Here is a 12575-nt window from a genome sequence, read left to right on the forward strand (position 1 = left end):
GCGGCGCACCCTACTCGAGGACTGTGAGTTGACCGAACGCTATCTGCTGGCCATCGACAACGGCACCCAGAGCGTGCGCGCGCTGCTCTTCGACCTGGCCGGCAATCTGGTCGGCAAGGGCAAGGTGGAGCTCGAACCCTATTACTCCGAGCACCCCGGCTGGGCCGAGCAGGACCCGGAGTACTACTGGGCCAGCCTCGGTGAGGCGTGCCGCCAGCTGTGGGCCAGCGTCGATATCGACAAGAGCCGGATCGCCGGGGTGTCGCTGACCACCCAGCGCGGCACCCTGATCAACGTCGACGAGGCCGGCAAACCGCTACGCCCGGCCATCCTCTGGCTCGATCAGCGCCGCGCCGAGGTCGAGGGCCGCATCACCGGGCCATGGGGCTGGCTGTTCAAGCTGATCCGCGAAGAAGAGACCATCGACTATTTCCGCAGCCAGGCCGAGGCCAACTGGATCACCCAGCAGCAGCCGGAGATCTGGGCGCGTACGCACAAGTTTCTGCTGCTCTCGGGCTTCCTCACCCATCGCCTCTGCGGCCGCTTCGCCGACTCGGTGGGCAGCTGCGTGGCCTACCTGCCGTTCGACTACAAGCGCCTGTGCTGGGCCAAACCCAGCGACTGGAAGTGGCAGGCCATCCCGGTGCGCCCGGACATGCTGCCGGAGCTGGTCAAGCCGGGTGAGCGCATCGGCAGCATCAGTGCCGAGGCCAGCCGGCACACGGGCATCCCCGAGGGCCTGCCGCTGATCGCCGCCGCCTCCGACAAGGCCTGCGAGGTGATCGGCGCCGGCGGCGTGGAGCCGAGCACCGCGTGCCTGTCCTACGGCACCACGGCGACCATCAACACCACGCGCGCCAAGTATCTGGAGACCATCCCGCTGATCCCGCCGTACCCGGCGGCGATTCCCGACCACTACAACACCGAGGTCATGGTGTTCCGCGGTTTCTGGATGGTCAGCTGGTTCAAGGAGCAGTTCGGCCATGCCGAGCGTCAGCGCGGCCTGGAGCTGGGGGTGGCCGCCGAGACCCTGTTCGACGAACTGGTGGAGGGTGTGCCGCCGGGCTCCATGGGCCTGATGCTGCAGCCGTTCTGGTCGCCGGGCATCCGCGAGCCCGGGCTGGAGGCCAAGGGCTCGATCATCGGTTTTGGCGACGTGCATACCCGCGCGCACCTGTACCGCGCGATTCTCGAGGGCCTGGCCTACGCCCTGCGCCAGGGCAAGGAACGCATCGAGAAGCGCTCCGGCACGCGCATCCAGCGCCTGCGCATTTCAGGCGGCGGCTCGCAGAGCGACGCGGCCATGCAGCTGACCGCCGATATCTTCAACCTGCCGGCCGAGCGCCCGCACCTATACGAGGCCTCCGGCCTGGGCGCGGCCATCGACTGCGCTGTCGGCCTCGGCCTGCACCCGGACTTCCCCACGGCCATTGCCGCCATGACTCGCGTCGGCAAGGTGTTCCAGCCCAACCCGCAGGCGGTGGCGGTGTACGAGCGCCTGTACCGCGAGGTCTACCTGCGCATGTACCGGCAGCTCAAGCCGCTGTACGGCAGCATTCGCGAGATCACCGGCTACCCGGCCTAGCCGGGCAAGCGCAGCGGTAGCCGGCACTTTCACGTGTTGTCCGCGGTCTGCTGTACTCGGATGAACCGCCGAGGGAGAGCGATCCGTGAGCGAGCAAAGGGCACTGCTGATCCTGCATGGCAAGCAGGCGCAGAACGAGGAGGTGCGCGCCGCCGTGGCAGCCTGGCGCGAGGCGGGTTGGGACTTGGGCGTGCGCCTGACCTGGGAAGGCGGCGACGCGGCGCGGCTGGTGGACGAGGCGCTGGCCGCCGGCTATCCGACATTGATCGCCGGCGGTGGCGACGGCACCCTGCGCGAGGTGGCCGAGGCCCTGGCGCTGGCCGGTGGCACGGCCAGCCTGGCATTGCTGCCGCTGGGCACCGCCAACGACTTCGCCCGCGCCGCCGGCATTCCGTTGGCACCGGCCGAGGCGCTGTCCCTGCTGGGGATCGAGGCGCGGTCGATCGATCTGGGCGAGGTCGACGGCCAGCTGTTCCTCAACATGGCCACCGGCGGTTTCGGCTCCAAAGTCACGGCCAATACCCCGGAAGAACTCAAGAGCCTGCTCGGCGGCGCCGCCTATTTTCTCACCGGCCTGCGTCGTTTCTCCGAGGTGCGTTCGGCCTTCGGCCGCTTCCGCGGGCCGGACTTCAGTTGGGAAGGGGATTTCCTCGCTCTGGGCATCGGCAACGGACGCCAGGCCGGCGGCGGCCATGTGATGTGTCCGCAGGCCTGTATCGACGACGGCCTGCTGGACATCTGCATCGTGCCGGCCTCGCAGGACCTGGTCGGCACCCTCGGCACTCTGCTGTCGGGTGGCATTCTCGGTCTCGAGGCGGTGTCGGTCAGCGCGCGCCTGCCGTGGCTGGAGGTGGAGGCGCCCGAGGGGCTGGATATCAACCTCGATGGCGAGCCGCTGGAAGGGCACCGCCTGCGCTTCGCCGCCCGCCCGGGCGCTCTGCGCCTGCACCTGCCGAACATCTCGCCGCTGCTCGGCGGCTAGTCGTCGGTGCTGATGATCCCCTCGCGCAGGGCGTAGAGCACCAAGCCGGGCACGTCGTGGATGTCGAGGCGCTTCATGATCTGCGCGCGATGGGCCTCCACCGTCTTCACGCTGAGGCCCAGGCCGTCGGCGATGGCGCGGGTCGAGGCGCCGCGGGTGATCAGCCGGAGAATCTCCACCTGCCGCTGGGTCAGCTCGTGGTCCGCCCGGGCGTTTTCGTTGGACAGGGCCTGCTCGATCACCGGCTGGGCGATGGCCGAGCTCAGATAGCGCTCGCCACGGTCGATGGCGCGCAGGGCCAGCGGCAGCTCGACCATCGCCGCATCCTTCAGCAGGTAGCCCTGGGCACCGCGGCGCAGCGCGTCCAGCACCACGCCGGCCTCGCTGTGCATGGACAGCATCAGCACCTTGCTGGTCGGTGCCACCTCGGCCAGGGGCTGCAGCGCCTCCAGGCCGCTGACGTCCTTCATCGAGATGTCCAGCAGGATGATGTCCGGCTTCAGTTCGCGGGCCTTCTCGACCACCTGCTGGCCGTCCTCGGCCTCGCCGACGATCTCGAAGTCGGGCAGGTCGTCGACCATGGCGCGGACGCCGACGCGGATCAGGGCATGATCGTCGGCGAGCAGCAGGCGGCGACTCATCGCCATCTCCTGGCGTGTGGTGCGGGGCAGTCGGCGCAGGGCGCAAAGGCGTGCATCTCTGGTTCCCTCCCGTCGGCCCCGATTCCGAACACGCGTAGCCGTTGGCCACGCCGGGGCGAGTGGTAGCGGTTTCAGCTAGGGAGTCGTCCGAACGGTCAAGGTTCGCCCGAAGCGACCTGCGGTCGTGCCCGGCCGTACTGGACGATCAGCGACGGCAGGTACTGCAGCGCTTCGCTGCTCTGCGCCGCGCCCAGGCGCAGGGCTTCCTTGGGCATGCCGAACACCACGCAGCTGGCCTCGTCCTGGGCCACGGTGCGCGCGCCGGCCTCGCGCATCGCCAGCAGGCCGCGGGCGCCGTCGTCGCCCATGCCGGTCATGATGATGCCCAGGGCGTTGTGCCCGGCATGGCGCGCCACGGAGCGGAACAGCACGTCCACCGACGGCTTGTGGCGGTTCACCGGCGGGCCGTCGAGCACCTCGACCAGGTACTGCGCGCCGCTGCGCTTGAGCTGCATGTGCCGCCCGCCCGGCGCCACCAGCGCCAGGCCGGAACGCACCCGGTCCATGTGCCGCGCCTCGCGCACCTCGATGCGGCACACGCTGTCCAGGCGCTGGGCGAAGGCGGCGGTGAACTTCTCCGGCATGTGCTGGACGATGACGATGCCGGGACAGTCCTCCGGCAGCTGGCGCAGCAGCACTTCCAGCGCCTGGGTGCCGCCGGTGGAGGTGCCCAGGGCCACCACCCGGTCGGTGGTGGCGAAGCCCATGGGCGCGGCCGGCTTCGCCTCCCTGGCCGGTGTGGTGGCCGCCGGCGCGGCGGCGCGCGGCATGGCGTGCGGCTGGCTGCGGGCGGCGGTCTCGATCTGCTTGATCAGGTCGCCGGAGATCTGCTGCAGGCTGTCCTTCAGGCCCAGGCGCGCCTTGGTGAACACGCCCACGGCGCCGGCAGCCAGGGCCTCGAGGGTCACGTCGGCACCCGCCTCGGTGAGGGTCGAGCAGATGATCGCCGGGGTCGGGCGCTCGGCCATGATCTTGCGCAGGAAGGTGATGCCATCCATGCGCGGCATCTCCACGTCCAGCACCAGCACGTCGGGCCATTCCCGGCGCATCTTCTCAAGGGCGAACAACGGGTCGGCGGCCTGGCCGATGACGTGGATGCCCGGATGCTTGTCGAGACAGGCGGTCAGCACCTGGCGGACCAGGGCCGAGTCGTCGACGATGAAGACCTTGATCATGACGACCTCATTGGCGTTCGAACACGGAAGGGCGCAGCGCCCGCAGCGGCAGGTCGAAACCGTGCAGGCTCTCGGCGTGGCCGATGAACAGCAGGCCGCCCGGGCGCAGGCGTCCAATCAGGCGCTGGACGATGGCGCGCTTGTCCGGTGCCGCGAAATAGATCAGCACGTTGCGCAGGAAGATGACGTTGAACGGGCCGACTTCCGAGGGCAGATCGCGCATCAGGTTGAGCTCGGCGAAGGCCACACGGTGACGCAGCGGCTGGCCGATGCGGAAGTTGCCGGCATGTTCGTTGACGCCCCGCAGGCAGTGGCGTTGCAGCCAGCCACTGGGGAATTGCGCGGCCTGCTCCAACGGGTAGATGGCCTGACGCGCCCGATCCAGCACCCGCAGGCTGAGGTCGCTGGCGAAGATCGACCAATGCTGGGTGCGCGCCCGCTCGGCCAGGGTCATGGCCATGCTGTAGGCCTCCTCACCGGACGAGCTGGCGGCGCTCCACAGGTGTAACGGCCCGCGCTGGGCGGCGACCCAGTCGCCGAGGAAATGAAAATGCTGGGGCTCGCGGAAGAAGTAGGTCTCGTTGGTGGTCAGCAGGTCGATCACCAGGCGGCGCTCGTCCTCGTTGGCCGGTTGGCGCAGGAAACTGACGTACTCGTAGAAGTCGCCCTGGTCCAAGGCTCGCAGGCGCGACATCAGGCGCCCGGCCACCAGGGTGCGCTTACTGTCGGCCATGTGGATGCCGGACACCTCCAGCATCATCTGCTGGAGGTAGCGGAACTCGCCGTCGGAGAGCTTGGGCAGGTGCGGGTGGGCCATCATCCCGCCTGTTGCATCAGGCTCAACTGGCGGATGTCGTCCAGCGACAGCACCCGGCGCACGTCGAGGATGATGGTGAAGCCGCTTTCGTCGCGGGCCATGCCGGCGATGAAGTCGGTGCGGATGCCGGTGCCGAAGGGCGGCGCCTGCTCCACGTCGCGCGGGTCGATGTCGAGCACCGCGTCGACCGCGTCCACCACCAGGCCGATGCGCTGGGCCTGGCCGTTGCCGTCCAGTTCCAGCTCGATGATGACGATGCAGGTGCGCTTGCCCGGCGTCGTCAGCTCGAAGCCGAAGCGCGCCGCCAGGTCGAGCACAGGTACCACGTTGCCGCGCAGGTTGATCACGCCGTGGATGAAGCTGGGCATCATCGGCACGGCCGTGACCTGGCCGTACTCGATGATCTCGCGCACCAGCTCGATCGGCAGCGCGTAGCGCGCCTGGCGTACGCGGAAGGAGAGGTGCTGCACGCTGTCTTCGAGCGCGTCGCCGGGAACGGGGTTGATGGCGTTCATGCGCGGCTCCGTCAGTTGAAGCTGACGAACTGGCCGTCGTCCGCCACCGGTGGCTGCGGCCGGCGTTCCGGGCGGCGCAATTCGCGCAGGTTGTTCGAGCGCGGCGGCTCGGCGCGGCGCACCGCCGCACCGGCCTGCTGGGCACTGAGGCGGAAGTAGCCGATCAGCTCCAGCAGCTGCCCGGCCTGAGAGTTCATCTCCTCGGCGGTGGCCGCTAGCTCCTCGGAGGCCGAGGCGTTTTGCTGGGTGATCTGGTTCATCTGGCCCATGGCGATATTGATCTGCGAGGCGCCGCTGCTCTGTTCCTGGGAGGCGGCGGTGATTTCCTGGACCAGGTCGGAGGTCTTCTGGATGTTCGGCACGATCTCGTCGAGCAGCGCGCCGGCCTGCTCGGCCAGCTGCACGCTGCTGCCGGCCACGCCGCCGATCTCCTGGGCGGCGACCTGGCTGCGCTCGGCCAGCTTGCGCACCTCGGCGGCGACCACGGCGAAGCCCTTGCCGTGGTCGCCGGCACGGGCGGCCTCGATGGCGGCGTTGAGGGCGAGCAGATTGGTCTGGTAGGCGATGTCGTCGATGATGCCGATCTTGTCGGCGATCTGCTTCATGGCCTGGACCATCTCGCGCACCGCGCGGCCGCCCTCGACGGCATCGTTCGCCGCCTTGCCGGCGATGCCATCGGTGACCCGCGCGCTGTCGGTGTTCTGCGCGATGGAGGCGGACATCTGCTCGACCGAGGCGGTGGTCTCCTCGACACTGGCGGCCTGCTCGGTGGCGGCCTGGCTCAGCGACTGCGACGTGGCGCTGACTTCCTCGGAGGCCGAGGACAACGAGTCGGCTGCGCTACGCACGTCGGCCATGACGCTGCGCAGACGCTCGGTCATGTGTTGCATGGACGCCAGCAGTCGTCCGGTCTCGTCGCGGCTGTCGGCCTCTACGGTCACGGTCAGATCACCTTCGGCCAGGCTGTCCGCCACGGACACGGCACGTCCCAGCGGACGCGTAATGGAGCGGGTCACCGCCATGCCGATGGCGAAGCCGAGGGCGGCGGCGATCGCGATCAGCACGATCATCTGGGTGCGCGACCCGGTGTAGATGCCACCGATGGCTTCGTTGGCTTCCTTGGCACGGGTCTTCTTCTGCGCCACCAGCTCACCGATGGTGGCGTCCGCGGCGTTGCCATGGGCGCGCAGCTGCGGCATCAGCGCGCTGAAGGCGCCTCCCTGGGCCAGCGGCTCGTGCTGGTTGGCCTCGAGCATCTGCAGCGCGATCTTCTCGTATTCGGCGAGCTGGGACTCGAGCGCCGCCAGCTTGGCCACCGACTCCTCGCTGTCGAAGCTGTCGCGGGCGGCGTCGATGTTCTGGTGCATGGTTCGGATCGCCTCCTGTACCAGGGCGGCGGAACTTTCACGCTCCTGCTGCGAGGTGGCGAGCAGGTTGCTGCGCAGGTGGCGGCCCAGGTAGATGAGGTCGATGTTGGCGCTCATCATGTTTTCCAGGGCGCGCATCTCCCGGTCGTACATACGATCGGACAGATCGTTGACGCGCGCCAGGTTGATGATGCCCAGGGCACCCACCAGGGCGGTGAGGAGCACCACCAGGGTGAAGCCGGCGATCAGCCGTACGCCGATCTTCATGTTGCGTATGAATTGCATGGTGGACTCCTACGACCCCATCAGGTCGGGTCGCGGTTGCGGGGAACGGAATTCGTGGTCGATGTGTTGTTGCAGCTGGCGCAGCAGGCTGGCCACGTCGAGAATCAGGGCGATCTGCCCCGAGCCCAGGATGGTCGAGCCGCTGATACCCTGGAGGTGCTGGAACAGCAGGCCGAGCGGCTTGATCACCGTCTGCAGCTCGCCGTGCAGGCGGTCGACGATCAGCCCCGCCTGGTGCCGGCCGAGGCTGACCACCAGGATGTTGCGCCGGCCCTGGGCGCTCGACGGCAGCTCGAAATGCGCCGCCAGGTCGATGCACGGCAGCGGCTTGCCGCGCAGGTTGAGGTAGCCGTAGCGGCTGTCCAGGCGGGCATCCAGCTCCAGGCACTCGGTGACCAGCTCCAGCGGAATGACGAAGTGCTCGTCGCCGAGGCTGACCAGGAAGCCGTCGATGATTGCCAGGGTCAGCGGCAGGCGGATGCGGAAGGTGCAGCCCAGGCCGGGGCGCGATTCGATCTCGATGCTGCCGCGCAGCGCATCGATGGCGCTGCGCACCACGTCCATGCCGACGCCGCGGCCGGAGAGGTCGGACACCGCGTCGGCGGTGGAGAAGCCCGCGGCGAAGATCAGCATGTGTGTGTCGGCTTCGCTCAGCGTCGCCTGGGGGTCGATCAGCCCGCGCTCGATAGCCTTCTCGCGGATGCGCGCGGTGTTCAGACCGCGACCGTCGTCGGAGACTTCGATGACGATCATCCCCGAGTCGTGGAAGGCATTCAGGCTCAGGCGGCCCTCGGCCGGCTTGCCGGCCGCCAGGCGCTGCTCGGCGGACTCGATGCCGTGGTCGATGGCGTTGCGCACCAGGTGGGTGAGGGGGTCGGCCAGCTTGTCGATCACCGAGCGGTCAAGCTCGGTGTCGGCGCCCTGGATGTCCAGGCGGATCTGCTTGCCGAGCTGCTGGCTGACGTCGCGCACCACCCGGTGGAAGCGGTTGAAGGTGTCGCCGATCTCGATCATGCGCAGCTTCAGCGCCGCCTCGCGGATGGCCTCCACGTGCTGGTTGACGGTCTGGCTGCTCTCGATGCAGTCGGCGCTGCCCTGCAGCTGGGCCTGCAACTGCGCGCCGGCGGCGCTGATGACCAGCTCGCCGACCAGGTTGATCAGCTCGTCCAGCTTGTTGGCGGCCACGCGGATCTGGCTGCTCTCGCGGTTCGGCCGCTCGCGCGCCGACTGCTGCTTGGCCAGCGCCGCGTTGACCGCCTTGGGCGGCACCATGCCGGCCTCGACCAGTACCGAACCGAGCGGCGACTTCAGGCCGTCGCCGACCTCGGCCTGCAGCGCCAGGCCCTCGGCCAGCTCGTGCTCGGTGAGCAGGCCGCTGGCGATGAGGATGCTGCCGATGCGCTCGTCTGTTTCCGGCAGGTCCTGGATCAGCTTCAGGTAGTCGTCCAGGGCGCTGTCCGGCGGCAGGATGCGCAGGGTGCAGAAATCGCGGATGAATTCGAACACGTCCTCGATCTCGGCCTTGCTCGCCGAGCTGCACAGGGCGATCTCCAGGCCCAGGTAGCAGCTCTCCGGGTCCATCTCGACCAGGTCGGGCATCTGCTCGGCGAGCGTCTCGAGGTGCAGAATCTCGCCGAGGCGGCCGAGGTAGCGGACGAACGAGGCCGGGTCGAAGCCGTTGCGCAGCAGGTCCGGATGAAAGCGCAGGGAAATGTGCCAGGCGCCGGCCGCGTCACAGCCGACACAGCGCTCCAGGGTGCCGCGCCGGGCGCAATCCTCGGCCGCATCGTCGGCCTCGTGGGCGATCGCCCTGGGTGCGCCGGTCTGCTCGGCGAGAGCGTCCAGCAACTGGGCTTGGTGCGCCTCGTCCACCGGCAGCTCGCCGCTGTCGGGGTCGATCAGGTCGAGCATCGAGGCGATTTCATCGAGGCAGCGCAGCATCAGCGAGATCAGCGGCGCGGTGAGCCGGCGCTCGCCGTCGCGCACGGTGCTGAGCAGGCTCTCCAGGTGGTGGGTGAAGTTGACCAGCGGGGTGAGGGTGAACAGGCCGGCCGAGCCCTTGAGCGTGTGCATGGCGCGGAACAGGCCGTGTACGGCCTGCTCGTCATCCGGTTCCTGGTCCAGCACCAGCAGGTATTCCTCGGCCTGCTTGGCGAGGTCGCGGCCTTCCTCGATGAAGCCGCGCAGCAACTGGCTCCACTGCTCGTCATTGAACATGGGCATCTCCGCCGGGCAGCAGCTCGTTCAGCCGCAGCAGCGCCAGCAGCTCGCGCACCCTGTCACCGGCCCGGTTCAGCTGCAGGGCGCCGCCGGCCTCGCGCACATGGCGCTGGGCGGCCAGCAGCAGCTGTGCGCCGGCGCTGTCGAGTTCGTCGACGGCGCCCAGGTCCAGCTGCCAGTCGCCATCGCGCGCGCCGGCGAAGGCGGCGCGCAGCGCTTCGCGGGCCTCGGCCACCTCGTAGATGGTCAGGCTGCCGGTCAGGTCCAGGCGCAGGGGCGCGGGTTGCTGGAACTCGATCATCTCAGCTGGCCAGTTTCTCGACCGCGGAGAGCAGCTGCTGGGGCTGGAACGGCTTGACGATCCAGGCCTTGGCACCGGCGGCCTGGCCCTCGGCCTTCTTGCTCTGCTCGTTTTCGGTGGTGAGCATGACGATGGGGGTGAAGCGGTATTCGTTGCGCGCCTTGAGCGCCTTGACCAGGCCGATACCGTCGAGGTTGGGCATGTTCACGTCGCTGATGATCAGGTTGATCTTCTGCCCGGTGAGCTTGTTCAGGGCGTCGCGGCCGTCGACCGCCTCGATGACCTGATGGCCGGCGCCGGTGAGGGTCATCTTCACCAGCTGGCGCATGGACAGGGAGTCGTCGACGATCAGGATGGTCTTGCTCATGGGTGGTTCTCTCAGAAAAAGGTGATGTCGTCCTGCCGGGCGCTGGCGCCGCGGCGTCCCTGGCGTTCCTCGGCGGTGGTGAACTGGCGGCGCAGGTCGGCCAGCCAGCGCTCCGGCTGCAGGTCGGGGTGCGGCTGGTCGGTGGCCTGGCGCAGGCGGTCGAGGTCGATCTGCAGGTGGTCGAGCATCTGGTCGGCGCGGTCCTGGAACTGCAGCCCGACGACGATTTCCTGGATGTCCGCCTGGGTCACCCGCATGTCCTGCTGCAGCTGGCGGGTGGTCTCGGTGAGTTCATCGAGGCTGCCGGACAGGCCCTGCATCAGCTCGCCCGTGACCTGGTCGAGGTAGCGCAGGTTGCTTTCCTCGCTGCCGGACATCTCCTCCGCGGCGGTGACGGTGCCGCGGATCGCGCCGTTGATCTCGCCGACTTTCTCGACCATGCGCTGGCCGGTCTCGGCCGACAGGCTGGAGAGCTTGCGCACCTCGTCGGCCACCACCGAGAAGCCGCGGCCATATTCGCCGGCACGGGCGGCCTCGATGGCGGCGTTGAGGGCGAGCAGGTTGGTCTGGCTGGCGATGTCCTGCACGTGCTTGGACATGGTCTGCAGCTCGCTGGCGTACTGGTTCAGGTTGCCGATGGTGGCGAGCAACTGGCGCTTGCGCTCGCTGGCGGCGTGGAAGGCCGCGGCCACTTCGTCGAGCTTCTGATTGGCGCTGCGCAGGCCCTCGGTGATGCCACCGCCGCCGATCACGCTCTCGGAGTGGCCGAGGGTGTGTTCCAGGCGCTGGCTGAGGCTGGCGAAGCGTTCGAACAGGCGGCCGATGTTCTCCTGCAGGATGTGACGGACCTGGCCCAGGTTCTCCGCCCAGGCCGGTAGCACGGCCTGGAGCAACGGCGGATAGGCCGGTGCTTCGACCAGCGCGGGCGTGGCGGCGGGCAGGACGGTTTCGGCCGGGCGCTTGCCTGGGCGCAGGGCCAGCGCGGCGCCGGTGCCGAGCAGCAGGCCGGCGACGGAAATCCAGAGCTGGTTGGCGGCGGTGCCGGCGGCGGCGAGCAGCAGGCCGAGCCAGAGGAGGCAGTAGACGAGCACGGGGCGGAGTCTCGGACGGTCGAATGATGCCGCCACGATAGGCGCGCGCCGCCTCTCGCTGAATCGGGGCGCCCCCTAGGGGTCCTAGGGGATGCCCCGGTGGCCGCGGCTGGCGCGGGTGGCCGGGCGCTGGCATGATGGCCTTCGGCCGCCTTCAGTCCGGGCGTCGGCGGCCGATATCTGAACTCAGGCCTCGCGCATCACTGGGCTAGACTCGAAAGACACGACAGGAGCTCGCAATGGCCGGCATTCTCGATACCGTTGATCAACGCACCCAGCTGGTGGGCGAGAACCGCCTGGAAATCCTCATGTTCCGCCTGGCCGGGCGCCAGCTGTTCGCCATCAACGTGTTCAAGGTGCAGGAAGTCCTGCAGCTGCCGCGGCTGACCCTGATGCCGCACCGCCACCCTTACGTGTGCGGGGTGGTCAACCTGCGCGGCCAGACCCTGCCGGTGATCGACCTGTCCCAGGCCATCGGCATGCGCCCGCTGACCCCCAGCGAGAACAGCACCATCATCGTCACCGAATACAACCGCTCGGTGCAGGCCTTCCTGGTCGGCGGGGTGGATCGCATCCTCAACCTCAACTGGGAATCCATCCTGCCGCCACCGGGCGGGGCGGGGCGCCAGCACTACCTGACCGCCATCACCAAGGTCGACGATCAGATCGTCGAGATCATCGACGTGGAGAAGGTGCTGGCGGAAATCGCGCCGATGAGCACCAAGGTCTCCGACGAGAAGCTCGGCGAGCCGCTGCTGGCCAATGCCGTCGGGCGCGAGGTGCTGCTGGTGGACGACTCCAGCGTGGCCCTCAACCAGCTGCGTGAGACCCTGACCCAGCTGGGCATTCGCCCGCACACCGCCAGCGACGGGCTCAAGGGTCTGCAGCAGCTGAAGAAATGGGCGGACAGCGGCGAGGTGATGACCGACAAGCTGCTGATGGTCATCACCGACGCCGAAATGCCGGAGATGGACGGCTATCGCCTGACCACCGAGATCCGCAACGACCCGCGCCTCAAGGACCTCTACGTGGTGCTGCACACCTCGCTGTCCGGCAGCTTCAACGAGGCGATGGTGAAGAAGGTCGGCTGTGACAACTTCCTCTCCAAGTTCCAGCCGGACAAGCTGGTCGACGTCATTCTGGATCGCCTGCGCCGCGACGTCTGAGGT

At 68.6% G+C, this 12575-nt stretch carries 12 protein-coding genes; 3 read left to right on the plus strand and 9 right to left on the minus strand.

Features of this window, described 5'->3' with window-relative positions; all coding sequences use genetic code 11:
• Positions 1-28 precede the first annotated feature (28 nt).
• The gene (locus tag NF616_RS02630; RefSeq protein WP_252271484.1) at positions 29-1585 is read left to right on the plus strand and encodes an FGGY-family carbohydrate kinase; all 1557 of its coding nucleotides are present in this window, start codon (positions 29-31) and stop codon (positions 1583-1585) included.
• Positions 1586-1670: 85 nt separating this feature from the next.
• Positions 1671-2567, plus strand: coding sequence for a lipid kinase YegS (gene yegS / locus NF616_RS02635; protein ID WP_252271485.1), 897 nt, complete (start codon positions 1671-1673; stop codon positions 2565-2567).
• Here the strand turns inward: yegS and NF616_RS02640 are convergent.
• From NF616_RS02640 to NF616_RS21205, 9 genes are all read right to left on the minus strand, one after another.
• Positions 2564-3208 carry a response regulator gene (locus NF616_RS02640; protein WP_252271486.1) on the minus strand — a complete coding sequence of 215 codons (645 nt, stop codon included), beginning with the start codon at positions 3206-3208 and terminating at the stop codon, positions 2564-2566. The genes yegS and NF616_RS02640 overlap by 4 nt on opposite strands.
• Before the next feature lie 155 nt (positions 3209-3363).
• Positions 3364-4443: a protein-glutamate methylesterase/protein-glutamine glutaminase gene (locus tag NF616_RS02645; RefSeq protein ID WP_252271487.1), complete on the minus strand. Its 1080-nt coding sequence runs from the start codon at positions 4441-4443 to the stop codon at positions 3364-3366.
• 7 nt (positions 4444-4450) lie between these two features.
• Positions 4451-5260 carry a CheR family methyltransferase gene (locus tag NF616_RS02650; protein ID WP_252271488.1) on the minus strand — a complete coding sequence of 270 codons (810 nt, stop codon included), beginning with the start codon at positions 5258-5260 and terminating at the stop codon, positions 4451-4453.
• Positions 5260-5775: a chemotaxis protein CheW gene (locus NF616_RS02655; protein ID WP_252271489.1), complete on the minus strand. Its 516-nt coding sequence runs from the start codon at positions 5773-5775 to the stop codon at positions 5260-5262. Before NF616_RS02655 ends, NF616_RS02650 begins: the two co-directional genes overlap by 1 nt.
• Positions 5776-5786: 11 nt before the next feature.
• On the minus strand, positions 5787-7427 hold the full coding sequence (locus tag NF616_RS02660; protein ID WP_252271490.1) for a methyl-accepting chemotaxis protein: 1641 nt from the start codon (positions 7425-7427) through the stop codon (positions 5787-5789).
• Positions 7428-7436: 9 nt separating this feature from the next.
• Complete coding sequence (locus tag NF616_RS02665; protein ID WP_252271491.1) at positions 7437-9644, minus strand: chemotaxis protein CheA; 2208 nt, start codon at positions 9642-9644, stop codon at positions 7437-7439.
• Positions 9634-9948, minus strand: coding sequence for an STAS domain-containing protein (locus NF616_RS02670; RefSeq protein ID WP_252271492.1), 315 nt, complete (start codon positions 9946-9948; stop codon positions 9634-9636). The genes NF616_RS02665 and NF616_RS02670 overlap by 11 nt, the downstream gene beginning before the upstream one ends.
• 1 nt (position 9949) lies before the next feature.
• Complete coding sequence (locus tag NF616_RS02675; protein WP_252271493.1) at positions 9950-10315, minus strand: response regulator; 366 nt, start codon at positions 10313-10315, stop codon at positions 9950-9952.
• Positions 10316-10326: 11 nt separating this feature from the next.
• Positions 10327-11442 carry a methyl-accepting chemotaxis protein gene (locus tag NF616_RS21205; protein ID WP_434091846.1) on the minus strand — a complete coding sequence of 372 codons (1116 nt, stop codon included), beginning with the start codon at positions 11440-11442 and terminating at the stop codon, positions 10327-10329.
• A gap of 203 nt (positions 11443-11645) precedes the next feature.
• Between NF616_RS21205 and NF616_RS02685 the strand changes: the two genes are divergently transcribed.
• Entirely contained in the window at positions 11646-12572 is a 927-nt protein-coding gene (locus NF616_RS02685) for a chemotaxis protein CheV (RefSeq protein ID WP_252271494.1), read from the plus strand.
• Positions 12573-12575: the final 3 nt, after the last annotated feature.

It is taken from the genome of Pseudomonas subflava (assembly GCF_023823685.1).
GTDB classification, from domain to species: domain Bacteria; phylum Pseudomonadota; class Gammaproteobacteria; order Pseudomonadales; family Pseudomonadaceae; genus Aquipseudomonas; species Aquipseudomonas subflava.